The organism is Variovorax sp. ISS6 (genome assembly GCF_056523145.1).
On sequence record NZ_JAWRZC010000001.1, the window covers coordinates 3728997 to 3752979 of the forward strand.

Consider the following 23983-nt stretch of genomic DNA (forward strand, 5'->3'; position numbering starts at 1 on the left):
CACGCCCATGGCCGACACCCCTCACGTTCCGACCCCCCTGACGGTGCTCGAAGGCACCGCGCACCCCCTCGGCGCCACCTTCAACGGCGACGGCGTCAACTTCGCCGTGTTCTCGGCGCATGCCACGCGGGTCGACGTCTGCATCTTCGACGAGGCCGGCACCACGCAGGTCGGCTGCGTCACCCTGCCCGAGTACACCGACGAGATCTGGCACGGCTTCGTGCCCGGCCTGCAACCCGGCGCGCGCTACGGCCTGCGCGTGCACGGTCCCTACGAGCCCGAGAAGGGCCACCGCTTCAACCACCACAAGCTGCTGCTCGATCCCTATGCCAAGGCCTACATGGGCGAGCTCAAGTGGGGCCCCGAGCTGTTCGGCTACACCGTGGGCCATGCCGACGGCGACCTGAGCTTCGACGAGCGCGACAGCGCGCCGCTGGTGCCCAAGTGCGTGGTGGTCGATTCGCGCTTCGAGTGGACGCAGACCGACGCATTGCGCGTGCCCTGGCCCGAGACCGTGTTCTACGAGACCCATGTGCGCGGCTTCACGATGAAGCATCCGCAGGTGCCCGAGCAGTTCCGCGGCACCTTCGCGGGCATGGCGCGCGACGAGGTGCTGGCGCCGATCCGCGCGCTCGGCGTGACCAGCGTGGAGCTGCTGCCGGTGCAGATGTTCCTGAACCAGTCCTCCCTGCTCGAGAAGGGCCTGACCAACTTCTGGGGCTACGACACCATCGGCTTCTTCGCGCTCGACCCGCGCTACATGGACGGGCCGCAGATCGACGAGTTCAAGCACATGGTCGACCGCTTCCATGCGCACGGCCTCGAGGTGATCCTCGACGTGGTCTACAACCACACGCCCGAGGGCAACGAGCTCGGCCCGACGATCTCGTTCAAGGGCATCGACAACGCGAGCTACTACCGCCTGCTGCCCGACACGCCGCGCTACTACATCAACGATACCGGCACCGGCAACACCGTGAACCTCAGCCATCCGCGCGTGCTGCAGATGGTGACCGACAGCCTGCGCTACTGGGTGACCGAGATGCGCGTGGACGGCTTCCGCTTCGACCTCGCGACCATCCTCGCGCGCGAGCCGCACGGTTTCGACGAGGGCGGCGGCTTCCTCAAGAGTTGCCGGCAGGACCCGGTGCTCTCTAGCGTGAAGCTGATCGCCGAGCCCTGGGACATCGGCCCGGGCGGCTACCAGGTCGGCGGCTTCCCTCCGGGCTGGGCCGAGTGGAACGACCAGTTCCGCGACACCGTGCGCGCCTGGTGGAAGGGCGAGGAGGGCATGGCCGGCAAGCTCGCGCAATGCCTCACCGCGAGCGGCGAACGCTTCAACCACCGCGGGCGGCGGCCCTGGGCCAGCGTCAACTTCATCAGCGCGCACGACGGCTTCACGCTGGCCGACACCGTGAGCTACAACGACAAGCACAACGAGGCCAACGGCGAGGACAACCGCGACGGCCATTCGGACAACCGCTCGTGGAACTGCGGCGTCGAGGGCCCCACCGACGACGAGGCCGTGCTCGCGCTGCGCGCGCGCCAGCAGCGCAACCTGCTGGCCTCGCTGCTGCTGTCGCAGGGCACGCCGATGCTGCTGGCCGGCGACGAGTTCGGCCGCACGCAGCAGGGCAACAACAATGCCTACTGCCAGGACAACGAGATCTCGTGGGTCGACTGGGCCACGGCCGGCGGTGAAGCGGGGCGTGCGCTCGGCGAGTTCGCGGCCCGCCTGCTCGCGCTGCGCAAGGAGTTCCCGGTGCTGCGGCGCAACCGCTTCCTGGCCGGCGCCTGGTTCGAGGACATCGGCGCCAAGGACTCGACCTGGTTCACGCCGTCCGGCGAGGAGATGCAGCCCTCGCATTGGGACGACCCGCAGACGCGTTCGTTCGCGCTGCTGCTCGACGGCCGCGCGCCGGTGTCGGCGATTCCGGTGGCGGCGCACGATGCGAGCGTGCTGCTGGTGTTCAACGCGTGGCACGAGGCCGTGCCTTTCACGCTGCCGGCCGCGCCGGCCGGCGCGTGGACGTTGGTGCTCGACAGTGCCGACCCGGCATTGGGCGTGGGCGATGACGCGGCGCGTGGCGACTATCTGGCGACGGGGCGCTCGGTGCTCGTGTTCGCGAGCCGCTGAGTCCGTGACATTCCGGTGACGGAAGGAAGGACCGCGCGCGCCCTCGCGGGGACGCGCGAATAGCACTTCCACGCCCGCGCGGCGCGGTGAAAACCCTCGGTAAAAAAATCGCATCCGGTTGAACTTCCGGCCCGTACTCATCCAGAGCCGACGTTCGCGTCGGACGAGTCGTGCCTGCCAAATCCACCATTTACACCGAGGTGATGCCGATGAGATTCTCCCTACCGCCCGCAAGGGCCTGTGTCCTCGTGCTCAGTGCCGTGACCGCCATGGGTGCCATCGCATCCAGCCACCGGGAGGCACCGTCGATCGCGGGCATGCCCAAGCTCGATGCCACCGACTTCTACATGTTCCGCAGCTACGAAGCCGGCCGCCAGGACTTCGTGACGCTGATCGCCAACTACCAGCCCGACCAGAGCCCGTACGGCGGCCCGAACTACTTCACCATGGACCCGAACGGCCTGTACGAGATCCACCTCGACACCGACGGCAACGCGGTCGAGGACATCACCTTCCAGTTCAGGTTCAAGAACACGCTGCGCGACATCCAGCTGCCGATCGCGGGCAAGCAGGTGTCGATCCCGCTGGTGCAGGCCGGCGGCATCAGCGCGCCGAACCAGGCCACGAGCAACCTGCGCGAGACCTACACGCTGAACATCGTGCGCGGCGACCGCCGCAAGGGCAAGGTGGAGGCCGTGACCAAGGCCGGCGGCGGCACCGAGTTCGACAAGCCCACCGACAACATCGGCGACAAGACCTTCGGCGGGCCGACCGGTTACGCCAGCTATGCGAACCAGCACCTCTACACGGTCAACATCCCGGGCTGCGCCACGCAGGGCCGCGTGTTCGTCGGCCAGCGCAAGGACCCGTTCAGCGTGGCCCTGGGCCAGGTGTTCGACCTGATCAACCTCAATCCGCTGGGCTCGAGCTCGGCCAACCCCGACGCGCTGGCCGGCAAGAACGTGACGACGCTGGCGCTCGAGGTGCCGATCTCGTGCATCACCACGGCCGGCCAGCCGATCGTGGGCGGCTGGACCACGGCCAGCGTGCGCCAGGGCCGACTGATCGCCAGCCCGCCCAAGAGCGGCCATGGCACGACCGCGATCAACGGCGGTGCCTGGGCCCAGGTCTCGCGCCTGGGCATGCCGCTGGTCAACGAGGTGGTGATCGGCCTGAAGGACAAGGATCGCTTCAACAGCTCCAAGCCGCAGGACGACGCGCAGTTCGCCGACTACGTGACCAACCCGACCCTGCCGGCGCTGGTGCAGACGCTGTTCCAGGCGCCCGCGCCCACGAATTTCCCGCGCACCGACCTGGTCGCGGCCTTCCTCACGGGCGTCGAGGGGGTGAACAAGCCGGCCAACGTCAAGGCCTCGGAGATGCTGCGGCTGAACACCTCGATCGCGCCCACGATCAAGGCGAACCAGAGCAACCTCGGCGTGCTCGGCAACGACCTCGCGGGCTTCCCGAACGGACGCCGGCCGGGCGACGACGTGGTCGATGCCGAACTGCGCGTGGCGATGGGCGTGCTGTGCGTGGCCACCGGTGCCAGCGACACGCTCAAGGTCGGCTGCAAGCCGGCCGACGCGCCCGCGGGTAGTGCCCCTCTGACCGACGGCGCGGCGCAGAGCCCCACGGAGTTCCCCGATGCCTTCCCGTACCTGAACACGCCGCTGCCGGGTTCGACCTCGGCCTCGGCCGCGCGCTGAGGAGGATGCCGGCATGAACCGCAACATTCCTCGCATCGCCGGCCTGCTGCTGGTGGCCGCTTTCCTCGCCGGCTGCGGCGGGGGCGGCGGCGGTGGCGCCGCGTTCTATCCGTTCCCGCCGGTGAGCGGCAACAACCCGCCCGAGAACCCGCCGCCCCAGGCCGACGCGTACGACAGCTTCATCGCCTACGTGCAGTCGCTGGTGGCCTCGGTGCTCGACACGGCCGAGCCGGCCAACGTGGCCGCCTTCGACCCGGCGCCGACGTCGGAGACCAAGGACCCCGTCGCCACGCAATGAGGCTGGCGCAGCGGTCCGCGGCGGCACTGCTCCTGTCGCTGGCCGCGGCCGGCGCCGCGCTCGCGGCGCCACGGGTGCCGGCCAGCGACGACGAGGTGGTCGAGAAGCTGCCCGCGGTGGCCGGCTGGCTCGATGCGCAGCGCAAGCTGCGCCGCGAACTCGCGCAGCGGCCCGGCGACGCGGCCACCGCGATCGAGGCCGCGACCGCCTACCTCGACCTCGCGCGCTCGCAGGGCGATGCGCGCTACGCCGGCCAGGCCGCGGCCGCGCTGCAGGCCTGGGACGCCACGCCCATCGCCCGGACGCCGCCCGCGGTGCTCGTGATGCGCGCCACCGTGGCCCAGTTCCTGCACGATTTCGACGGTGCCGAGTCCCTCTTGAAGGCCGCGCTCGCGCGCCGGCCCGCCGATCCCCAGGGCTGGATCACGCTCGCGACCGTGCTGCGCGTGCGCGGGCGCTACGACGAATCCGATGCCGCCTGCCGCGCGCTGGGCCGCGTGGGGCCGGCGCTCTATGGCGTGGCCTGTCTCGCGGAGAACGCGGGCCTGCGCGGCAACCATGCCGCCGCGCGCGATGCGCTGCGCGGCCTGCTGGCCGATCCCGCGCTGGCCGCTGCGCCGCAGGCCGGAACGCGGCAGTGGCTGTGGACCTCGATCGCCGAGATCGAGGAGCTCGCGGGCCGGCCCGCCGAGGCCGATGCCGCGTACCGCAAGGCGCTCGCGGCCGAGCGCTCCGGCTATCTGCTGCTGGCGTACAGCGATTTCCTGCAGCGTGCCGGACGGTCCGGCGAGATCCCGTCGCTGCTCGCGAAGGAAGCGCGCAGCGATGCGGTGCTGCTGCGGCTGGCCATCGCGCGCACGCATCCGGACCCGCGGCCAGCGCTGCGTGCAGTGGCCCCCGAGGCCGAGGAACTGCGCGAGCGCTTCGAGGCAGCGGCACTGCGCCCCGGCACCACCGCGCAGCATGCGCGCGAGGAGGCGATGTTCGCGCTCGATGTGCAGGGCGATGCAAAGCGCGCCGTCGAGCTGGCGCGCCTCAACCTGCGCCTGCAGCGCGAGCCGGTCGACCTGCTGGTGTTCGCGCGCGCGGCCTCGGCCGCCGGCGATGCGGCCGCGCGCGAGGAGGCGAGGGCGCTGATGCGCGAGATCGGACTGAAGGACGCCCGTGTCGATGCCATTCCCTGAACCACGCCGCATCGGGCTGGCCACCGCCTTGCTGTTCGTGCTGGCGTTGTTCCTGGCGCTCGCGCCGGGTGCCGCGCGCGCCCACAAGGCCAGCGATGCCTACCTGCAGATCCAGCGCGATGCCGAGGGCCTCGACCTGCGCTGGGACATCGCACTGCGCGATCTCGACGCGACGCTCGAGCTCGACCGCGACGGCGACCGCCAGCTGCGCTGGGGCGAGGTGCGCTCGCGGCTCGACGACATCCGAGCCTACGCGCTCGCGCGGCTCCAGTTGCAGCAGGGCCGCTGCGTGCTGGCCGAGACGCGGCCGCCGGCGGTCGAGGACCGCGTCGACGGTGCCTACCTCGTGCTGCAACTGCACGCGCGCTGCGATACGGGGCCCGCGCTAGAGATCGACTACCGGCTGTTTCGCGAGATCGATCCGACGCATCGGGGCCTGCTGCGCTTGGCTTCGGACGGCGGCGCTTCGCCCGCCGTGCACTCGCTCGATCCCGCGGCCGGCAGCGTGGCGCTGCCATGGCCGGGCGCAGCAGCCGGGCCTTCTGTGTCCGCAGCGAACGCCGAGAGCGACAGCCCCGGCTTCTTCCGCGACGGCATCCATCACATCCTGATCGGCTACGACCACATCCTGTTCCTGCTGTGCCTGCTGCTGCCCGCGGTGCTGCACCGGCGCGGCGATGGCGGCTGGACACCGGTGAGGCACTGGCGCGACGCGATCTGGCCGATGCTGGGCATCGTCACCATGTTCACCATCGCGCACTCGATCACGCTGGCGCTGGCCGGGCTCAAGATCGTGAGCCTGTCGCCGCGCATCGTCGAGCCGGGCATCGCGATCACGATCATCCTCGCGGCCGTGGACAACCTGCGGCCGTTGCTGCGCGGCAGGCGCAAGCTCTTCAGCTTCCTGTTCGGCCTGATCCACGGTTTCGGTTTCGCGGGCGCGCTCGGCGAACTCGAGCTGCCGCTGCGCGGCTTCGTGCTCGCGCTGCTGCAGTTCAACCTCGGCGTGGAAACGGGCCAGCTCATGGTGGTGGCCGTGGCACTGGTCGCGCTGCTGTCGCTGCGCGGCTGGCGATGCTATGCGCCGGTGGTGCTGCGCGGCGGTTCCGTCGTGGCCGTGGCGGTGGCGGCCATCTGGTTCTGCGAGCGCGTGTTCGACGTGAAGATCCTGCCGTTCGCCTGAGCGGGCGACGGCGGCGCGGTCGCATGGCGTGAAAGAAAAAAGCCCCGATCGATGTCGGGGCTCCGGAGCGCTTCGAACAGCCCGCACAGTTCGCGCGGGCGGGTGCGCGATGGATTACTTGGGCAGCAGCACCTTGTCGACGACATGGATCACGCCGTTCGACTGGTACACGTCGGCGATGGTCACGGTCGCGGAGCCACCCTTCTCGTCGGTGATCATGACCTTGCCGCCGCTGGACTTGGCCGTGAGGCTGCCACCGGCCACGGTCTTGAGCGTCGCCGAGCCCTTGCCGTCCATGATCATCTTGCTCAGCGCGGCCGCATCGATCTTTCCGGGCACGACGTGGTAGGTCAGGATGCCCGTCAGCATCGTCTTGTTTTCGGGCTTCAGCAGCGTATCGACGGTGCCGGCGGGCAGGGCGGCGAAGGCTGCGTTCGTCGGCGCGAACACGGTGAACGGGCCCGGACCCTTGAGCGTCTCGACCAGGCCCGCTGCCTTGACGGCCGCCACGAGCGTGGTGTGGTCCTTCGAATTCACCGCGTTGTCGATGATGTCCTTGGTGGCATACATCGGTGCACCGCCGACGGTGACCTGTGCGAGCGCGGCGAACGAGCCCAAGCTCAGCGAGACGGCCAAGGCGACCGTGGCCATGCGATTGAATCTGTTCTTCATGCGAGTACTCCTGGTGAGGATGCCGGCGCGAATTGCGCATCGACTGCTGCAACTACGGGCCGGGCCACGATGCAGATTCAATCTCGAGGCAAGGCGCGCGCTTTCTTTCGTTCAGAAGGTCCAGCGTGCGCTGACCCGCGCGCTGCGCGGCTCCATCGGATGGATGTGGCGCCCGTCGATGCCATCGCCGCAGGCACCGCGCGCCACCTCGCCCGCGCTGCACGAGGCGTAGAAGTACTCGATGTCGTTGCCCTTGCGGCCTGCGAGGTTGAACACGTCGAGGCCCAGGGTGAGCTGCTTGTTGACCGCATAGCGCGCGCCGAAGTTCAGCAGCGTGGTGGCGCGCGAGCGCACCGTGTTGAGCGTGTCGAGCGCGCGCGGGCCCATGTAGCGCAGGCGAAGCGAGGCCGTCAGCGGACCCTCGGTGTAGATGACGCCGGCCGCGAACACGCGCTCCACCGCGTTGTCGATGTGGTTGCCTTCGCCCTCGGGCGCCAGGCCCCGGAAGCGCGCGCGCGAGATCGCCGCATCGGCCTCGAAGCGCCAGCGCGAACCGAGCTTCCAGCGCAGCGTGGCCTCGATGCCGCGGCGGCTGCTGGCGCGGCCGGGCTCGGTGGTGCCGGCGTCGCCGACATAGACCAGCTCGGAGTCGAGCCGCAGCTGCCACAGCGCCGTGGTGAGGCTGAAGTCCTCGCTGGGCTGGAAGCGCCAGCCGATCTCGGCACCGCGCCCCTTCACGAGCGCGGGCACGCGGTCTGCGGGCAGGCCGCTCGTCGGATCGACGTTGATCGTCGCGCCGCGCACGTCGTTGCTGTGGAAGCCCGTGCCCACGTTGAGGTAGAGCTCATGGGTGGGTGTCACGGTGAAGGCCAGGCCGGCCTTCGGGCTCACGAGCGAATCATGGCCGCGTCCGCTGTTGATCGGGCCATAGAGCGGCTCGCGCCCCTGCACGTCGTAGCGCAGCAGGTCGCCGCGCAGGCCCACGTAGCCGCGCCAGCGCTCGCTGAAGTTCACGAGCTGCTGGGCATGCATGGAGAACAGGTCCTGCTGCACCTTGTCGTTGCGCACCGTCGAAATCCGCTCGCGCGCCGCTGTGTTGTACAGGCCCACCTCGCCGATGCGGTCACCGCGCCAACTGCCTCCGAAGCTCAGGACGCCATCCAGCCCCCCGATCGAGTTAGGCCTGCTGTGCGTGCCTTGCAACCCGAAGACCCGACGACGATCGGTCTGCTCGAACTGGTCGCCCTGCTCGGGGTTGTTGAGAAAGTAGGTGAAGTCCGAGAACAGGTCGAAGCGGTAGTCGATGACATAGCCACTCAGTTGCGTCTGCCCCTCGGGGCTGTTGTCGAACCACTTGCCCGACAGGCTGAGGCGCCGCGTCTTGCCGCCGTCGGTGGTGTTGAGGGAACCGAAGCGAGAGAGCTCGCCGCTGTCGACCAGCCGCTCGGGGATCTGGTCGGTCGAATTCCAGCGGCTCTGGTAGGCCATGGCCGTGAGGCTGAAGCCGCGCACCGGCGAGCCTTGCGAATAGCGCAGTACCGCGTTCAGCTTGCGCAGTCGCTCGGGCGTGTCCCAGGGTCCGTTGTTGCCTTCGAGCTCGATGGCACCGAGCCAGGTCTGGTCCTGCACGGTGCGCGAGCCTGCCGCGAGCAGGCGGCGGAAGTTGTTGGCGCCCAGCGTGACTTCGGCGAAGGGCGCGTCGAGCGCGCTCACGTAGTCGAGCGAGGCGCTGCCCGCGAGCGAGAAGTCGCCGCCATCGGCGAAGTAGGGACCCTTGCGGTAGCGCACGCCCGAGACCAGGTCGGGGATCAGGAAGTTGAGGTCCGCGAAGCCCTGGCCGTGGCCGTGCGAAGGCATGTTGACCGGCATGCCGTCGACCGTGACCGCGAAGTCGGTGCCGTGGTCGAGGTTGAAGCCGCGCAGGAAGTACTGGTTGGCCTTGCCGTCGCCCGAGTGCTGGGTGGCGACCACGCCCGGCACGGCCTCGACGATGTCGCCCGGGCGCAGCTTGGGGCGGGCCTGGAAAGAGGCTTTCTCCACTGCCCCTTCGCTCGCGCTGTCGGCGGTGCCGATGGCCGCGTCGCGCGGGCCGCTCACTTCGATGGGCGGCAGGTGGACGGGTTGGGCACAGGCCGCGGCGCTGCCGAGCAGGGCGCCGAACATCCAGGGTTGGCGCGCGAGGCGGATCGAAGCTTTCATGGGTCTCCCGCGTCTTCGATGTCCGCGCGGAGCGGGAATGCTCGTTGCCATGACGCGCGATTGATACGCGCCCAAGGGCGCTTTGGATTCGGCGCGCCCTCAGGGCTTCCGGGGCTGCAGCAAGCCCGAGTAGCACTCGGGACTCTTCTCGCTGCCCTGCAGGCAGTCGGAGTGGCGATACAGCGCGTCGATCTCGATCACCGGCACCGGCTTGCCCAGGAACATCCGCTGACCGGTCACGCGGCCGTCGAGGGTCAGCAGCGTGAACTGGGCCACGAGGTCGCGGTCGTAGTAGCCCGCGCCGCAGGCGATGAACTGCTGCTCGTCGCGCGGCCACTGCAGCATGCCTCGTTCATCGGACGTGGCGTACAGCAGCGTGAAGCACTGGCGGTCGCCTTCCTGCGCTTCGATGGCGCTGACGCCGCCGCGCCAGTGGACGCGCGTGCCCTGGGCTCGCGGGGTCAGGGCCTGGGCGGGGGAGAGCTTGACGGACGGGGTGTCGGCGGAGTGCGCGGGCCGATCGGCGGCGCGATCGGAGGGCGTGCCGCAGGCGGTCGCCAGGGCTGCGGCACACAGCATGGCGAGGATGTGTCGTTCTCTGGAAAGAGGCATCGAGGGGAGAGAGCTGTACTTGCACCGGCGGACGCCGATGTTGGCCTGCCCGGAGGGGATCGAACCCCCGACAACCTGCTTAGAAGGCAGCAAAAAAACAACAGTGACAACGACTTAGGGCTTTGCTACCCATTTTCGCTACCCGGGAAGAGGTGGCAGGTAGGGGCGAGGCCTAGTTCGGCTGTTGTTCGCGGCCTTCCGTCTGCTGGGCGGCGCGGTGAAGCTGTAGGCGGGCTCGGGTTGTTGAGGAATCTGCGATGGTACCGGGCTCGGCTTGGCGTGGCCGGGCTTCAGGTTCGCGAGGGCCTCGAGGAAGAGCGCTTCGGCCAAAGCGTCCTCGGGAAACAGCCAAGCCCTGCCGTATTGGATCGCTGGGAGCCTGCGCTCTCGCGCAGCGACTTCTACGGTCTGGGCGGTGCATTGCAAGAGCGCAGCGACCTGGTCGGCCGTGAGCAGCCGCGTGACGAAATCGGGGGGCGGGGATGCGTGCCTGTTCATGGTGTCATACTGGTTCGATGGGAAAGCCGACTCGCACCGCAAAGCAATTGCAGCAGATGCTGATCCAGCGAATTGAAGCCCTGCCGGGCCTTCGTGGCCAGCAGACGGATATACATCGCGGCGGGGTGATCGGCATGCCGTCCGAAGAGGGCGGACCCAACTGGACGGTGCGCGTGGTCACCGACCGCGGCAGGCACCGTGCCGACATCGCACAGATCGTTCGGACCCTGCAGGGGCAATTCGACCTCGATGAGGACTGACGTCATTCGCTCCTCACGAGGGGGAAGGTGTAGGCGCCGACCCATACCGCCGAGATTCCGCCGGCGCGTTGACCCTGCTTTTTCACCTCGGCGCTGATGCAGCGCTTGGGGTCCGAGAAGTGCATCCACGCCGCCGGCGGCCGCTGGTGGTTCCGGTTCACGAACCGCTGCGCGAAGCTGGTGGGCAGCTCGTCGTTCACCTCGCGCGGCGGCAGGCGCAGCTCTGGGTCTTCGCCACGCTCGACGGCTTCGGGCACGTGCCGATAGAGCGCGATGCGCGTTCCCTCGGGTAGCAGCTGGATGACCGGGTCATGCGGGTTGAAGACCGTCACGTCGGGCGGGCAGCGCGGCGTGAACATGATCCGCGCGTCCAGCCACTCGCCCAGCTCGGACCAGGTGATGCGGCCGCGCTGGTAGTCCGCCAGCTTGGCGCGCAATTCGTAGTTCATCGGGGACCGACCTTCCGCCCGACGCGCGCGGCGGCGCCGACGAAACTGATTGTTGGCTCGTTCATACTCGTGGTTCCCAAGGATGGAGGGGGTAGATGCGAAAGGAACTTGCAACACCAGGGGCTGTTGTTGGCGCCTTCGCTCTGGTGATGCTCTTCGGCGGCCTTGCCCTTGCGATCTATCCGGGGTGGGACAAGATCGGTGCGTGGGCGTCGAAAAGTGATGCACCTGCGTGGGTGCAGGCCGTTGGGTCGGTGGCTGCAATCTTGGCCTCGGGTGGCATCGCTTGGTGGCAACTCATCGCCAGCCGGAACCTCCAGCGGGAAACGTCGCGTCAGAGCGCTATGGTGATGGTCGAGGCCATCGGTGCGTTGGCCCGTGCTCACCTGGGCGAACTTGAGTCGTTCAACGCCATGGTGGACCGCCACAACTATCTCGCCACCATGGACTACATGGAGAGGCTGGATGCGCGGGCGCTGTTTCTCACGGCCGAGCAGGCGGCCCAAAGCATTCCGCTTCACGAGCTCCCGGATGCAGAGACCGTTCGACTCCTCATTGATCTCCAGAACGCGATTCGGACCAATCGTGACTCTGCTGTGAAGCTGCGAGACCACATCTTGGACGGCGAGGGTGACTGGGCGCCCATCCTTTTTCCATTGGGGCCCAACATTCAAGGCCTGCGGTTGCTGTTGGAGAAATACGCTGCAGCGCTGAAGCGGGCGGAATCTCTCTAACGTGGTGGCCGGGACCTCAGTTCCGGAGCTTTGGCACATACGCACTCCAGTGCTATTCATTGACGAGAGGCTTGCGCCGCTACGGCGCGAGTGGAGGTAAGCGCCCTGAGGGGCGCATGAGTCGATCAGCTCGGCGTGCCGACCAGGATGGGCAGCTCGGTGTTCTCGGCGATCGTGGTGCGGAGGTCGGCCACCGCGGCCTCGATGACCTTGTGCGGACGCACCAGCTCGTACCAGATGGACAGCTTCCCTCCGTCAGCGATGCGGTACCGCAGGTTCGCTTCGACACGCCAGCGGTCGCCGTTCTCGAAAACCGGAATCGCGAGCACGAAGACGTCGGGCACCTGCAGCTGGCCCTTCTGTGCGCTGCCCTGCACGTCCTCCTCGTAGGTGAACTGGGTGGAGCCGTCGGAGAGGCGCACGCTCGACGCGAAGTTCACCTTCTTCTTCGCCTCGAGGGAGCGGGCCACCTCGAGCACCACGCCGCCGACGGGCTCGGCGATGTCCGGCAGGTTGGTTTCGATGAACTGCGCGAAGTCGGTCTGCGTCTGCGCGCGGCCGCTCGCGCCGATCCACGTCTTCCACTCAGGCGACAGCGGTGCGTTGTAGACGGCGCGATGGTCGCGCCAGCCCGCGCGCCAGCCGCCCGCGGCCGCGCCGGAGTGGTCATTGAAAACGGCCGTGAAGGTTGGCGGGTTGATGGTCGAGTAAAGGCGCGTGGTGTCGCCCTTCTGGTCGTTGACCACCGCAATGAAGCTGACCGCGTCGTTCAGCGTGGTGTTCCCTTTCTTGCGCAAGGGCGAGGCCAGGATCGACTCGAGGCTCTCGGTGCGGTAGCCGTCGGGCAGCACGACGAAGGGAAGGTTTCCCGGGGCCGCCTTGGCAAGGTCCAGGATCTGGACGCCGGCCAGGCCGGCGCCGGCGTTGAGTGCGGCCTGCACGTTGCAGGTGGTGTTGTCGTCGCTCATTGGGGTGCTCGTTGAAGGGGGTGGAGGAAAGGGAAGGAGGTGTGGGTGAGGTGGTCTCAGGACACGGCGCGGACTTGGCTGCGGGTCTCTTCGGCCACGGTGCGCACGCCGTCGAGGGAGCGCTGGCGCGGGTCTTCGCGCTGCAGGTTGTTGTCGGGCGTGGCGAACATCAGCGTCTTGCCGCGGACGGGCTTCGGCTTCTTCACCTTGAGGGCGCTGTCGAGCTCGACCTGGCCGGCCGTGCCGATCGGCTTGATCTTGATCGTCAGCGAGATCTCGCCGGTCTTGCCGGTCTCCGTGCAGGCATGCACGATCTCGTTGAGCTCGTGCGTCGCTTCGTCGTCAATGGCGCCGTAGTCGAGCGACTGGAGGAACTCCGAGAAGCTCTGCCGCTTGGCTTGCGGCGTTGGGGACTTCAATACGTCAGGCATGGTCACCTTTCTGGTGGTTGAGGGGAATGAAAGCGGGCGCCGCTCGCGCGGGTTGGTCGGCAATGGAGGAGGGAGGAGGAGGGAAGGACTCCGACCAACGGGTCGCCCGAAACTGGTCAGCGCGCGCCGGCCGGGGCCGTCACGAACCTCTTGAATGGCTGGGGCCGGATGTGCTGCTCGAAGTACTTGCCGATGGACTCGGCCGCCAGCAGCGCCGCATGGGTCGCGGCGGTGATGTCGGAGTACTGGTAGACCGTGCCGGCACCGCTCTTGAAGGTCACGGCGAGCGTCTTCGTCGCCACGTCGTAGCCCACGGCAGCCAGCTGCGAGGACTTCACGGGCATGAGGGGGATGTCGAGGCGCTCGGCCTCATTGGTGAAGGAAACGGGCATGGGTTCTCCTGGTCGTGATGGGGATCAGGAGCCGAGGTCGGCCAGGTCGATGACGATTCCGCGGCAGTACTTCTCGCCGTCCTCCAAGATGTCGAAGGTGGCGTGCGGCACGGATGTCTCGATGACCCAGGAGTAGTCGCCCTCGGCCCATTTGGCATCGATCTCGAGGCCGCCGCGCTTGCGTGCGAAGTAGTCGGCGCACTCGTCTTCATCTTCGTGGTCGACGCTGTCCCAGTCGGGCACGAAGCCTTTGGCGTCGATGCGGTGCGTGGCGCCCCCGTAGGCGCCAGCCTCGTCGTACAGCGCGCCGCGCAGCTCCGTCAGGTCGTCGCTAGCGCCGAAGATGACCAGCAGACCGGCGGCCTTGGCGTCGGCTTCTTCGGTGGCCGTGATCTCGTTGCGGTACTCGCGACCGTTCAGCAGGGCGGCGAGGGACTCTTTTGTCATCGGCATGGTTGCTCCGGGTAGTGGTGGGCGGTCAGGCGGCCAGGCGCTGCGCGTGCGCGGCCTTGGACTGGAGGGCGTTGCGCGAGACGGCGTCGCAGATGAGCGGGTACTGGTGCTCGTGGTAGAGCGTCGCGGCCCCTTCGCGCGTGGCGGGCTCGATGCCCCAGTCGCGCAGGCGCTGCGCAGTGAGCGGGTGGCCCAGCCGCTCCGAATCTCGCCGATGCGCAGCGTGGGCTTGGCGCCGACGCTCGGCTCGTTGGCCGCTGCCGCGCCGGTGTCGATCGCCGCCGGCGGCGCGGGGGCGGGAGCTGGCGCCGCGGTCGAGATGCTGCGGCCGCCGCCATAGGCCGACGTCACGGGGCGGTGCGATGCGACGGGCGCCTCTGCGGCGCGCGCGGTGGGCGACGCCTCAGCAACGGGCGCGGCGACCGGCTCTGCCGGTGCTGGTGCTGGTGCTGGTGCTGGTGCTGGTGCGGCCTGCTGGCTCCGCATCGCGGCGAGCTCGGCCTGCAGGCGCTCGTTCTCGATGCGCAGCGCCTCGGCCGCGGCCGCTTGGCGCACGTCGGCGATCATCTTCTCGAGCGCCCGGATGGTGGCGTCCTTCTGCGCCGAGGCGCGGACTGCGAAGTCCTCGAACACGACTGCGCTGACGTCGATCTCGCGCACGTACGCCAAGCCGGCCTCGATGCGCTCGATCGGCAGGCCCTCGGCCAAGGCGACGTAGCTTTCGATCTTGGCGATGGCATCCAGGTGCTTCTGGCGGCGTTCGGCTTCGATGCGGTCGCGCTCGGCCTTCTCGGCGGCCAGCTTGTTCTCGTGCACCGTGATCTGCTCGTCGACAGCGGTCTCGACCGGCCGAACGATCTCGATCAGGCGCGCGGCCTCGGCGTCGACGACCTTCTTGCAGTCGTTGAGCTGGTCCTTGGTCTTGTCGCGCAGGCGTTGCAGCGCGAAGCGGCCCGATTCGCGGAGCTCGAGGCGCGCGTCCTTGGCGGCCTTGAAGCCCTTCGGCGTGCTCATGTCGAAGGCGACGTTGCGGTAGCGCTCCGCGAGGGTGTTGACCTCGGCTTCCAGGGGCGCGAAGAGTGCGAGCGCCGCGGCGGCGATGGTGGTCGGCTTGGCGGCGACTTCGCCGCCGGTCGGGGTGGTGGAAAGATCGGACATGGGGCCTCTCAGAACGGGTTGTCGACAACGGCGTGGCCGGCGCGCGCGGGCGCGGTCGGCTCGGGGAACAGGAAAGCGGGGGGCGCGGCCACGCGGGCCGGCGAGGGTGCGGGCGTGCGCGCTACGTGTGGCTGCTGCGCCTGGTCGGCCGGCGGCACCTTGGGAGCGCCGGACATCTTTGCGGGCGCGCGCAGAACCTCGAGGGAGCTTTCGACCAGCCGCCAGAAGCTGATGAGGTCCGACTCGAGGGCTTCGATCGCGTCGTCGTTGCGATAGATGCGCTTCACGAACAGGTCCTTGCCGACCGGCTCGAGCCATGGGCAGTAGACGACCAGGTCGCACCACTTCCGGCCCGTGATCCACAGGCCACCGTTGATCTGGTCGAGGTACTCGAAGTGCGCGGTTTCCGGGCTGGCCCAGACCTTGCCCAGCTTGTCGCACGACAGCGGGCACTTGATCTCCACCATGCCCTCGTCGTCGATGAAGCCGTCCGACGAGTAGCCGAAGCGTTCGTCATCGGTCAGGATCAGGCTGACCTCTTCGACCAGCGCGCCGGTGCGCGTCTCGTAGACCATGCGCGCGCGCGGCTCGAGTTCGCGGCCGCGGCGCATCGCGTAGGTGACGAAGGTGTCGTCCAGCGGCTCGCGGCTGATCGTCTCGAACGCGATCAGCCATGCGTACTTCACGGCGTCGGCGCCCGGCGTCTCGGTGGACTCACCGGCGAGCGCCTTGGCGATGCCGCCGGCCGTGGGCTTCTGCCGGAAGCCGGCCTTCGCTCGCGCGTCCGCCTCGTCCTGGCCCGCCAGCAGCGCGTCGACGTAGACGCGCTGCTGGTCGCTCAGGCCGCCGACCTTCTCGCGCGCCTCCGTAAACCGGGACGCGGTGGCCACGCCGCAGCGGGCGCGCAGCCAGTCTTCGCTGCCCTGTGGGTGGTTCAGGACGATCATGCGGCGCGCCTCCCGCGGAGAGCGGTTCGATGGGCGATGACCGCATCCTTGAACTTCGCGTAGAGGTCGTTGCGCTCCGTCGCGCGCAGCGCACGAGAACCCTCCTGCCACAACGCGGCGGCCTGATCGTCGCGAACGGTGCGCAGCAGGCGATCGATCAGCGCGGCCAGCGCCTGCTCCGCCGCTACATCGGCATCGCTCGACTTCTTCCCCGCGCGGTTGCCGTCGTCGTCTTCCTCACCGATGGCGACGTTGAAGATGAGCTTCAGCATGTAGCGCTGGGCGTAGGTCATCGCCGAGCCCTGGGCGTGGGTCTTCGTCATCACGTCGCCGCCCTTGGCGCCCTTGCCGTCGGCCGGCATGTCGCATTTGTAGGTGCGCATGTGGCCCGCGGCGTGCGACACGTAGCAAAGCACGCGGACGTGGTTCTCCTTGGGGCTGACGTCTGTGTCGTAGCTGAGGGCGAAGCCGTTCTTGGTGTAGATGGGGCGCAGCGCGCGGTCCAGCTGCGTGAAGGTGGCGTAGGCGCTGCGGGTCTGAGCGTTCACGGCATCGGCGGAGACCGGCCCCATCGCAGCTTGAGCCTTCGTCATGGCCGCGTTGAACTTCTGCTCGGCGGCGCGGGCATGCATGCGCTCGTGCATGGCCAGCAGCCGCTCCATCTTGTCGACGTCGACGTTCGGATCGTTGGCCGCGGCGGTGATGGCGTGCATGACGGTCGCGATCTCGTTGCGCGCGGGCAGCGGCGCGGCTGCCGCGACGCGCGTGGGCTCGAGAACTTCGGCCTCGGCGTGGGCGAGTGCGACGCTCACTTCGCGAAGCCCAAGAGCGCGCCCCACTGTGCGAGCGGCTCGCTGCCGGCGAACGCCAGCACCGCGCCGAAGGCGATCAGCAGCACGATGCCCGCGCAGATGAACAGGTCGTGCGCGCGGGTGGAGGGGAACCACAGGCCGGGCGCGTCCAGGGCGTCCAGGTGGTCGTCGTTGGCGGCGGCCGGGAAGCGGTCGGGCGGAAGGGTGTCGCCGGCGCTGGCGCGCGGCGGGTGCACGAGACGGACGCTCACGATGCAATCCTTTCGAAGATGAGGAGGGCGATGACGAACACGCCGGCGGCCGCGGAGGCGGCGATCACCGCCTTCTCTTCGAGCTGCTGGCGACGGGGGATCTCGACGTAGAGCCGCGCGGTGCTGGAGCGCTGGCCGGGCCCGAAGGCGTCCTCGAGCGAGCGCGGCATGCGGCCCGCGCGGTGGTCGTCCGCGTTCACTGTGCCGACCAGCGTGGGCTGGTCAGCGGGCGCGGGAACAAGGGGGAAGCTGTACGAGGAGCGCATCAGGCCTCCCGTGCGCGCAGCATGGCGTCGGCGAGCTCGTAGGCCTTCTCCGCGATCGCGTCTTCGGAGGGGAGAGCCCAGGTGTCGGGGTGGGCGCACAGGCCTTGCAGCACCGCCGTCGCGAACTCGTCGCGGTTGTCGGTGCCGCGGCGCAGCGCCAGCAGGAAGCCGATGTTGGTGGTGACGGTCTGATCGGGCGCGCATTCGCGCTCGGCGCGCCGCAGGTCCGCGTAGCTGAGGATGGTGCGCGTGCTCATTTCGCGCGCCCTTCCGCCGGCACGGGCCCGAGGTGGTCGACCGGCCAGCCCACGGGGAGACGCAGCAGGACGATGCAGCTGCCCCCGGAGGACTCGGCCTGCACGAAGAAGTCCGACAGGCCGAAGCGGCTGACGTAGCGGGCCACGTCGTGCAGGTTGCCGCTCATGGTCATCGAGACCAGTTCGGTCTTCGGCGTGTGCTGCGCGGCGCTCATGCTGCGCACCACCCGAACGAAGCCATGGCGCGCGCGGCGCGCGCCTCGGCGTACTTGTGCCGCAGCGCGGCGATCTGGCGCTGGATGTCCAGCAGCTGGGCCTGCAGCTTCGCCTTCATGCCGCACCCCGCTGATGGGCCAGGTCCATGCGCAGCGCGGCGTCAGCCTGCAGCTGCGGGAGGATGCCGGCGTCCTTGGCTGCGGCGTAGCCGCGGTCAAACGCCAGCAGCTGCCGTTCGGAGAACCCGAACGCATCGGGTGCAGGACTCGTGGCCGGGCTTTCCGCCTTCCTTGCTGCCTCTCGCGGCAGCTGCTCTATTCGCATACCCAACTCCTATGTAGAAGGGCTGCAATGTACCGATATCGGTATGGTTAGTAAACCGATATCGGTATGGGTAGGCTATGAAAGTTTCCGATGGACCGAAATCGGTATTAGCTGCACGCTATCGAGTCATGCGCTGGCGCGCGGTCCTGGTGATGTGTAGCCGCAGCGCCGCAGCTATCGCGCGTTACGTTCCGCGCGGCACGAAGCTGGCAGAGAGCGATGCCGAGGGCTCAGCGGCAATTTCGGCTTTGCTGGCACGACGGATTGACCACAGGCGCACCGCGTCAGACTTTTGCGCTTGGCGTGAGAATGCCGCGCGCACGTGATCCGCGCCGGAGTGCACAATCTTCTCGGCCACTGGCGTGATGAGAAACTCAACACACGTGGGGCATTCGTAGTGCCGATAGTCGTCGTGCGGGCCGGCCGTAACCCCGGCCAACGAGCCACAGAGAGGACAGGTTGCTTGGGAGGTTGACACCGCGTTAATTGCAACTCATCGAGCTGCCGGTGGCACGACAAAAACGCCCGTCAGAGCGCCAGAAATTCTGGCCATTGCCGGTGCGGTTGTAGCGATTGCCCGCGTTGTCCCAGCAGCCGCCGGCATTGCAGTTCGTGATGGTAGTAGGTCTGCCGACCGCTGCTGCCCGCGCTGCTTCGGCGCGTGCCTCTCGATCTTCCTGGCGAGCCCTGTCCGCCTCGATCTCGGCCATCCGCCTCTGCATGTTCCGGTCATCCTGTGCGCGGATCCGCTCGTTGGGGTCGTGGTCGATGATGCCGGCGCCTGCATCGCCGGCGGCATCGCTTGTTGGGGCCTGGATGATGCGAGACGCATTTTGAATGCTGCGCATGTTGCGCTCGCGGCCATAGACCTCGTTCTCCCACCGGCGATTTGTGGCGTCGGCACCCAAGACGCGCGCCGCGCTCTTCGCGCTGGTCGGGCACGGCTGATCGCTGAATGTCGTTTTTCCGGCAGCGTCAACGCATCTATGAACTTGCGCCGCTGCCCCAATTGAGACCCAGACCAACAGCGTTGCGACTACGACTCGGATGGGCATGATGCAAAGCGGTTAGAGGAGGGCGCCGGTCCACACCGCGTGACCTAAGACCTCGAATTCGATCTCGTCTGCCTCGGGGTAGATTTTGACCTTCGGCGTGAAATTGGAGTTTTCGGCTGTCGCCACCACGCCCACGCCGGGCATCCTGTTCAAACGCTTGATCAAGAGTTCGCCATCCACTCGAAAAGCAAAAAAGCGACCATTCAGGTTGTTGTTGTCCGAAGTGTTCACCAACACTATGGCCCCGTCCTGGATCTTGTCTTCGTTGCTGTTGCCTACGGCCTCAACCACCACCGCTCTCCCCGAGGGAATGTTCAGCTTCCTCAGGAAGTCGGCACGAAAAGACAGCGGCGGCTTGTCGTCGACGTGATAAACGATTTGCCCGTGGCCGTTCGAAAACTTGACGTCAGCGCGTCGCACTTGAACGAACTCGTCTTCTTCAGAGCGACCGTCTTCCCGAAGCAACTCGTCGGGCTCCATGCGCGCGAAGGCCGCTAGCTTTTTGATCGAGTCCATTCGAACTCCGGTCTCTCCATGAGCAAGGCGATTCAAAGTGCCTTGACCGATGTCGTAGCCCGCCTCCTTCATCTCGAGGCGTAGGACCTGAATAGATCGCCCCCCGGCGATTCTTTCGAAATGCCGGGCGAGAGCGCTGTTTCGCTTCTCCTCGGGCGGCAGGGGCTTCTTTCGCATGCGCAAATTCTCGCGCTCGACATACCGTTGTCGGTATGGCACACTTGGACCGAAATCGGTATGAAAGCCGCCTATGTCCACCATCGAATCCATAACTGACTTTCTCAAACGTCGCCTGCGCGAGGCCGGGGCCTCGCGATGGGACGCGATCGCCCATGCAGCGGGCGTCACCCCGAGCTTCATCCGCAAGTTCGTTTATGGAAGCCGCGATAACCCGCGCGTATTGACCGTCCAGCCACTGCTCGACTACTTCGATGAAGTGGATCGCGGTGTTCGGGAGCTTCCCGTGATCGAGGCTGCGTGATGCAGGTCAAGCCTCTCTCCTCACTGAGCCACACCGAAGTCGCCGAACTCGCCCTGCACGCGGCCGAGCGGGGCGAAGAGCTCGCCTTGGCCAACCCATTTCCGGCTGACCCCGACTGCTGGCGGCACGTCGTCTTCCGCGACGTCTTCGCCGCACGCGCCGCCGACCTCCAGCCGATCGGCTGACCACCTCACCCCAACCATCAACTCGAGATGTCCACCATCGACCAAGACCAAGAGCCGGCCTTCGCCCGCGGCATCGCCGGGCCGCTCGGCAAGTTGACCGAAGACCTGAAGACCAAGGTTGACGAGGCGACTGACAAGGTATTCCGGCAGCACTGCGCTCTTAGCGGTACGGACGCCAGCACGCTGCTGCGCGACTTCGTTTACCTGACCTGCTACGGCAAGACCTGGCGTGCGATGGCGGCGGAGAAGCTGTTGCATGAGGAGGAGCGTATCGGCGCGCTGCGGAAACTGGCAGGGCCTTTTGAGGGCCCGGAATTCGCCGAGCGGGGAGGGCACGCCTGATGGAGCGCTTTGCATTGCACCAGGGCGACTGCATCGAGGTCATGCGCAGCATGGCCGACTCGAGCATCGACGCGATCGTGACCGATCCGCCGTACCACTTGACGAACAACGGCGGCGGGCCGCATGGGAAGGGCGTGGGCAACGCCTACGCGCGCGCACGCGCCGGAGCGAGCAACACGGGCTTCATGGGCCTCGAGTGGGACGGGGGCGACGTTGCCTTCCGTCCTGAGACGTGGGCCGAAGCGCTGCGGGTGCTCAAGCCTGGGGGGCACCTGCTGGCGTTCTCCGGCGCGCGGACCTACCACCGCATGGCGGTGGCGATCGAGGACGCTGGGTTTGAGATCCGCGATCAGATCATGTGGGTCTACGGTTCGGGGTTTCCGAAGTCGCACAACCTTGACGACGAATGGGAAGGGTGGGGTACCGCGCTCAAGCCCGCACACGAGCCGATTGTTGTGGCGAGGAAGCTCCTCCCTAAGGGCTACAGCGTCGCTGCAAACATGGCGGAGTTTGGCACCGGCGCCCTCAACATCGATGGCTGCCGCGTGGCGGGAGAGTCGATGCCACCCAACACCGGTAAAGGTGCGTTGCCTCGTCGCCAGGAGCACGAAGTTCGTGAAGGGTCGCCCTGCGGACAGCCGCATGAACTCGGTCGCTGGCCCGCCAACCTGATCCATGACGGGAGCGCAGAGGTGGTGGCCGCATTCCCAGAAGCGCCGGGCCAGCAAGGGGACCTCACCGGGCAGTCGAAAGGCAGGAAGTCGAAAGGAATCTTCGGCGACATGCCAGCGGCGCGTGATGCGCTGGCGCGAAGTGACGCGGGCAACGCCGCGCGCTTTTTCTACTGCGCGAAGGCGAGTCGAGCCGATCGCAATGAAGGGACCGCAGCGTTGCCGCAACCGCCGGCCGGCATGTTGAGCAACACCAGCGGCCAGCCCCTCGCACGCAGGGATGAGGGCTCCGAGGCTAGGGCCCAGGGCAACTTCCATCCGACGGTGAAGCCCACCGAGCTGATGCGCTACCTGTGCCGCCTGGTGACACCGCCGAACGGGCTGGTCCTCGACCCCTTCATGGGTAGCGGCAGCACTGGCAAGGCATGCATGAGCGAAGGCTTCCGCTTCGTGGGTTGCGAGATGGACAAGAACTACCTCGCGATCGCGCGCGCCCGTATCGAGTCGGCTGCGCGCGCCGGCCACCAACCATCGCTCCTCGAGGCCGCATGACCGCCCAGAACGACGCCCTGTTCCGTCGGGTGAACCCGCTCGAGCTGGCGCGCCAGCACGCCGGCATGTTCACGCCCGAGTTCCTGCTCTACCTGCCGAGCAATCTGCACGTCTACGAAGCCTTCTGCCGCGAGACGAACCGCGTAATCGCCAAGGGCTACGGCCACTACAGCGCGCGCACGATCATCGAGGTGCTGCGCCACCACTCCGCGCTGCATGAGGCCTCCGGCCGCTGGAAGCTCAACGATTGGCACACGCCGTACCTCGCGCGCCTGTTCGGCCTCGAGCACCCCGAGCACGCCGACATCTTCGAGTTCCGCAACGCCAAGGCCCCCGGCCGGCACCGCGCCGCGGCCGCCAACGATCCCCATGCGGAGGTGGCATGAAGGAAGCCCTCTGGCGCGCTGTCGCCTTCGTCGTGTCGCGCCGCCCGGTCGCGGACTACCTGATCCGCCGCGCGCAGCGCACGCCGTACTCGCCGATCTACGCGGGCGACGGCTCCGGACGCATCTACATGGACAGGCACTGGCTCTTCAATCCGTACGGGAAAGACGCAGCCGGCAACCAGTTGCCTGCGCGCTGGCCGAGCCTGCCCAGCATCCGCGTGCACAAGATCCTGCTGTCGGACAACGATCGACACGAGCACTCGCATCCATGGCGGCTGGCGCGTTCGATCATCCTGCGGAACGGCTACATGGAGGAACGCCGCGAGCAGTACCGCGGCGCTCGGCTGCGCCTGCGCGGCTTCACGCAGCCGATCACGTCCGATGTGTTCCACCGCATCGTCGAGGTGCCGGCGGGCGGCACGTGGACGCTGTTTTTCACCTGGGGCGATTCGCTCGGTTGGGGCTACAAGGTCGACGGCCGCGTCGTGCCGCACCGCGAGTACCTGGGGGACGACGCCTGATGCACGATCCCTTCAAGCTGAACGGTCCCACCTGCCTGAGCTTCAGCGGCGGGCGCACCAGCGCCTACATGCTGTGGCGCGTGCTGCGGGCAAACACGCGCGAGGACATCGCGCGCTGGCTGGTCGTGTGCTTTGCGAACACCGGCCTGGAGGCCGAAGAGACGTTGCAGTTCGTGGCCCGCTGCTCCTACGAGTGGGACGTGCGCATCGTGTGGCTGGAGTACTTTGGCGAGGACGACCGCATGTTCCGGTCGTACACCGATCCGAGATGGGCAGCGCGGGAGGGCGAGCCTTTCACGGCATTGATTCGGCGCCGGAAGTTCCTGCCGAACCCAGTCAGCCGTTTCTGCACCAGTGAATTGAAGATCCGCACCATGCATCGCTACCTGCGCGCGTTCTATGCGTGGCCGGAGTGGGACCAGTTCATTGGCATTCGGGCTGACGAGCAGCGGCGCGTCGCCAAGATCCGCGCCCGCGGCACCAGCACCGAAACGAAGGACGAGACCATGTGCATGCCGCTGGCGGACGCCGGCGTGAGCGTGCAGGAGGTGGGCGCGTTCTGGAAGTCGCAACCCTTCGATCTCGAGCTGGTGACGCACAACGGGCGCACGCTCGAAGGCAACTGCATTTACTGCTTCAACAAGCCGCCGGCGCAGCGGTTGTCCATCGCTCGAGCGGGCCGCTATCCCATCACCTGGTGGGTGCGCGCTGAGGACGGCTCCATGATCCCCGGCGCCACCGGCCGAGGCGCTCGCTTCACCAAGGACGGCCCGAGCTACGCCGAAATCGCCCAGTACGCAGCCGACCAGGTGGACATGTTCGAGGACGACCAGGAAGCCCTGGCGTGCTTCTGCGGGGACTGAC

33 protein-coding genes and 1 pseudogene are annotated in these 23983 nt (G+C 67.7%); 14 read left to right on the forward strand and 20 right to left on the reverse strand.

Annotated features, from left to right (window positions below; all coding sequences use genetic code 11):
- The first annotated feature begins 7 nt into the window (after positions 1-7).
- The 5 genes from glgX (at position 8) to AC1HIL_RS17235 (ending at position 6511) form a co-directional block, all read left to right on the forward strand.
- Entirely contained in the window at positions 8-2137 is a 2130-nt protein-coding gene (gene glgX, locus AC1HIL_RS17215; RefSeq protein ID WP_479672267.1) for a glycogen debranching protein GlgX, read from the forward strand.
- Between the two features lie 269 nt (positions 2138-2406).
- On the forward strand, positions 2407-3846 hold the full coding sequence (locus tag AC1HIL_RS17220; protein WP_479672268.1) for a DUF4331 domain-containing protein: 1440 nt from the start codon (positions 2407-2409) through the stop codon (positions 3844-3846).
- Positions 3847-3859: 13 nt separating this feature from the next.
- A complete protein-coding gene (locus AC1HIL_RS17225; protein WP_057591434.1) occupies positions 3860-4144 on the forward strand; it encodes a hypothetical protein in 285 nt (94 codons plus the stop codon).
- On the forward strand, positions 4141-5328 hold the full coding sequence (locus tag AC1HIL_RS17230) for a tetratricopeptide repeat protein (protein ID WP_479672269.1): 1188 nt from the start codon (positions 4141-4143) through the stop codon (positions 5326-5328). Before AC1HIL_RS17225 ends, AC1HIL_RS17230 begins: the two co-directional genes overlap by 4 nt.
- Positions 5315-6511: a HupE/UreJ family protein gene (locus tag AC1HIL_RS17235; protein WP_479672270.1), complete on the forward strand. Its 1197-nt coding sequence runs from the start codon at positions 5315-5317 to the stop codon at positions 6509-6511. Before AC1HIL_RS17230 ends, AC1HIL_RS17235 begins: the two co-directional genes overlap by 14 nt.
- A 114-nt stretch (positions 6512-6625) precedes the next feature.
- On the opposite strand, the gene AC1HIL_RS17240 is transcribed toward AC1HIL_RS17235, so the two are convergent.
- The 4 genes from AC1HIL_RS17240 to AC1HIL_RS17255 form a co-directional block, all read right to left on the reverse strand.
- Positions 6626-7183 (reverse strand): fasciclin domain-containing protein, encoded by a 558-nt coding sequence (locus AC1HIL_RS17240; protein WP_479672271.1) that lies wholly within the window; start codon positions 7181-7183, stop codon positions 6626-6628.
- A gap of 111 nt (positions 7184-7294) precedes the next feature.
- Positions 7295-9382, reverse strand: a complete 2088-nt coding sequence (locus AC1HIL_RS17245) for a TonB-dependent receptor (protein WP_479672272.1) — start codon at positions 9380-9382, stop codon at positions 7295-7297.
- A gap of 99 nt (positions 9383-9481) precedes the next feature.
- The gene (locus AC1HIL_RS17250) at positions 9482-9961 is read right to left on the reverse strand and encodes a hypothetical protein (RefSeq protein ID WP_261213914.1); all 480 of its coding nucleotides are present in this window, start codon (positions 9959-9961) and stop codon (positions 9482-9484) included.
- Positions 9962-10132: 171 nt separating this feature from the next.
- Positions 10133-10492, reverse strand: coding sequence for a helix-turn-helix domain-containing protein (locus tag AC1HIL_RS17255; protein ID WP_479672273.1), 360 nt, complete (start codon positions 10490-10492; stop codon positions 10133-10135).
- A 56-nt stretch (positions 10493-10548) separates the two neighbouring features.
- On the opposite strand from AC1HIL_RS17255, the gene AC1HIL_RS17260 reads away from it, so the two are divergent.
- Positions 10549-10752, forward strand: a complete 204-nt coding sequence (locus tag AC1HIL_RS17260; RefSeq protein WP_479672274.1) for a hypothetical protein — start codon at positions 10549-10551, stop codon at positions 10750-10752.
- Positions 10753-10754: 2 nt separating this feature from the next.
- Here the strand turns inward: AC1HIL_RS17260 and AC1HIL_RS17265 are convergent, their stop codons facing one another.
- On the reverse strand, positions 10755-11201 hold the full coding sequence (locus tag AC1HIL_RS17265; RefSeq protein WP_479672275.1) for a hypothetical protein: 447 nt from the start codon (positions 11199-11201) through the stop codon (positions 10755-10757).
- A gap of 95 nt (positions 11202-11296) precedes the next feature.
- On the opposite strand from AC1HIL_RS17265, the gene AC1HIL_RS17270 reads away from it, so the two are divergent.
- Positions 11297-11935: a hypothetical protein gene (locus AC1HIL_RS17270; RefSeq protein ID WP_479672276.1), complete on the forward strand. Its 639-nt coding sequence runs from the start codon at positions 11297-11299 to the stop codon at positions 11933-11935.
- Between the two features lie 125 nt (positions 11936-12060).
- On the opposite strand, the gene AC1HIL_RS17275 is transcribed toward AC1HIL_RS17270, so the two are convergent.
- The 15 genes and pseudogenes from AC1HIL_RS17275 to AC1HIL_RS17345 all read right to left on the reverse strand — a co-directional run bounded on the left by AC1HIL_RS17275 (position 12061) and on the right by AC1HIL_RS17345 (position 20158).
- The gene (locus AC1HIL_RS17275; protein ID WP_479672277.1) at positions 12061-12903 is read right to left on the reverse strand and encodes a DUF2303 family protein; all 843 of its coding nucleotides are present in this window, start codon (positions 12901-12903) and stop codon (positions 12061-12063) included.
- A gap of 56 nt (positions 12904-12959) precedes the next feature.
- The gene (locus tag AC1HIL_RS17280) at positions 12960-13334 is read right to left on the reverse strand and encodes a hypothetical protein (protein ID WP_479672278.1); all 375 of its coding nucleotides are present in this window, start codon (positions 13332-13334) and stop codon (positions 12960-12962) included.
- 116 nt (positions 13335-13450) lie between these two features.
- Positions 13451-13726: a KTSC domain-containing protein gene (locus AC1HIL_RS17285; RefSeq protein WP_479672279.1), complete on the reverse strand. Its 276-nt coding sequence runs from the start codon at positions 13724-13726 to the stop codon at positions 13451-13453.
- A 24-nt stretch (positions 13727-13750) separates the two neighbouring features.
- Positions 13751-15337 (reverse strand): hypothetical protein, encoded by a 1587-nt coding sequence (locus tag AC1HIL_RS17290; protein ID WP_479672766.1) that lies wholly within the window; start codon positions 15335-15337, stop codon positions 13751-13753.
- A gap of 8 nt (positions 15338-15345) precedes the next feature.
- The gene (locus AC1HIL_RS17295) at positions 15346-16284 is read right to left on the reverse strand and encodes a lambda exonuclease family protein (protein ID WP_479672282.1); all 939 of its coding nucleotides are present in this window, start codon (positions 16282-16284) and stop codon (positions 15346-15348) included.
- Positions 16281-17096 carry an ERF family protein gene (locus AC1HIL_RS17300; protein WP_479672283.1) on the reverse strand — a complete coding sequence of 272 codons (816 nt, stop codon included), beginning with the start codon at positions 17094-17096 and terminating at the stop codon, positions 16281-16283. The genes AC1HIL_RS17295 and AC1HIL_RS17300 overlap by 4 nt, the downstream gene beginning before the upstream one ends.
- Positions 17093-17347, reverse strand: coding sequence for a hypothetical protein (locus AC1HIL_RS17305; RefSeq protein WP_479672284.1), 255 nt, complete (start codon positions 17345-17347; stop codon positions 17093-17095). The genes AC1HIL_RS17300 and AC1HIL_RS17305 overlap by 4 nt, the downstream gene beginning before the upstream one ends.
- Positions 17344-17613, reverse strand: a complete 270-nt coding sequence (locus AC1HIL_RS17310; RefSeq protein ID WP_479672285.1) for a hypothetical protein — start codon at positions 17611-17613, stop codon at positions 17344-17346. The genes AC1HIL_RS17305 and AC1HIL_RS17310 overlap by 4 nt, the downstream gene beginning before the upstream one ends.
- Positions 17613-17870: a hypothetical protein gene (locus tag AC1HIL_RS17315; RefSeq protein ID WP_479672286.1), complete on the reverse strand. Its 258-nt coding sequence runs from the start codon at positions 17868-17870 to the stop codon at positions 17613-17615. The genes AC1HIL_RS17310 and AC1HIL_RS17315 overlap by 1 nt, the downstream gene beginning before the upstream one ends.
- Positions 17867-18085 carry a hypothetical protein gene (locus AC1HIL_RS17320; protein ID WP_398498139.1) on the reverse strand — a complete coding sequence of 73 codons (219 nt, stop codon included), beginning with the start codon at positions 18083-18085 and terminating at the stop codon, positions 17867-17869. The genes AC1HIL_RS17315 and AC1HIL_RS17320 overlap by 4 nt, the downstream gene beginning before the upstream one ends.
- Positions 18082-18204 (reverse strand): hypothetical protein, encoded by a 123-nt coding sequence (locus AC1HIL_RS17325; RefSeq protein WP_479672287.1) that lies wholly within the window; start codon positions 18202-18204, stop codon positions 18082-18084. Before AC1HIL_RS17325 ends, AC1HIL_RS17320 begins: the two co-directional genes overlap by 4 nt.
- Entirely contained in the window at positions 18201-18410 is a 210-nt protein-coding gene (locus tag AC1HIL_RS17330; protein WP_479672288.1) for a hypothetical protein, read from the reverse strand. Before AC1HIL_RS17330 ends, AC1HIL_RS17325 begins: the two co-directional genes overlap by 4 nt.
- A gap of 482 nt (positions 18411-18892) precedes the next feature.
- The gene (locus AC1HIL_RS17335; protein WP_479672500.1) at positions 18893-19318 is read right to left on the reverse strand and encodes a hypothetical protein; all 426 of its coding nucleotides are present in this window, start codon (positions 19316-19318) and stop codon (positions 18893-18895) included.
- A gap of 24 nt (positions 19319-19342) precedes the next feature.
- A pseudogene (locus AC1HIL_RS17340) lies at positions 19343-19465 on the reverse strand (DUF4124 domain-containing protein); the annotation flags it as partial.
- A gap of 12 nt (positions 19466-19477) precedes the next feature.
- Complete coding sequence (locus AC1HIL_RS17345; protein ID WP_479672289.1) at positions 19478-20158, reverse strand: S24 family peptidase; 681 nt, start codon at positions 20156-20158, stop codon at positions 19478-19480.
- A gap of 73 nt (positions 20159-20231) precedes the next feature.
- Here AC1HIL_RS17345 and AC1HIL_RS17350 point away from each other — a divergent pair, with 73 nt between their 5' ends.
- Genes AC1HIL_RS17350 through AC1HIL_RS17380 form a run of 7 tightly spaced genes read left to right on the forward strand, consistent with a single transcriptional unit; the run spans position 20232 to position 23982 of the window.
- A complete protein-coding gene (locus tag AC1HIL_RS17350) occupies positions 20232-20462 on the forward strand; it encodes a hypothetical protein (RefSeq protein ID WP_479672290.1) in 231 nt (76 codons plus the stop codon).
- A complete protein-coding gene (locus tag AC1HIL_RS17355; RefSeq protein ID WP_479672291.1) occupies positions 20462-20647 on the forward strand; it encodes a hypothetical protein in 186 nt (61 codons plus the stop codon). The genes AC1HIL_RS17350 and AC1HIL_RS17355 overlap by 1 nt, the downstream gene beginning before the upstream one ends.
- 27 nt (positions 20648-20674) lie before the next feature.
- Positions 20675-20989 carry a hypothetical protein gene (locus tag AC1HIL_RS17360; protein ID WP_479672292.1) on the forward strand — a complete coding sequence of 105 codons (315 nt, stop codon included), beginning with the start codon at positions 20675-20677 and terminating at the stop codon, positions 20987-20989.
- Positions 20989-22212: a DNA-methyltransferase gene (locus tag AC1HIL_RS17365; RefSeq protein ID WP_479672293.1), complete on the forward strand. Its 1224-nt coding sequence runs from the start codon at positions 20989-20991 to the stop codon at positions 22210-22212. The genes AC1HIL_RS17360 and AC1HIL_RS17365 overlap by 1 nt, the downstream gene beginning before the upstream one ends.
- Positions 22209-22598 (forward strand): hypothetical protein, encoded by a 390-nt coding sequence (locus AC1HIL_RS17370; RefSeq protein WP_479672294.1) that lies wholly within the window; start codon positions 22209-22211, stop codon positions 22596-22598. The genes AC1HIL_RS17365 and AC1HIL_RS17370 overlap by 4 nt, the downstream gene beginning before the upstream one ends.
- The gene (locus tag AC1HIL_RS17375) at positions 22595-23119 is read left to right on the forward strand and encodes a hypothetical protein (RefSeq protein ID WP_479672295.1); all 525 of its coding nucleotides are present in this window, start codon (positions 22595-22597) and stop codon (positions 23117-23119) included. The genes AC1HIL_RS17370 and AC1HIL_RS17375 overlap by 4 nt, the downstream gene beginning before the upstream one ends.
- Positions 23119-23982 (forward strand): phosphoadenosine phosphosulfate reductase domain-containing protein, encoded by an 864-nt coding sequence (locus tag AC1HIL_RS17380; RefSeq protein WP_479672296.1) that lies wholly within the window; start codon positions 23119-23121, stop codon positions 23980-23982. Before AC1HIL_RS17375 ends, AC1HIL_RS17380 begins: the two co-directional genes overlap by 1 nt.
- The last annotated feature ends 1 nt before the right edge of the window (position 23983 follow it).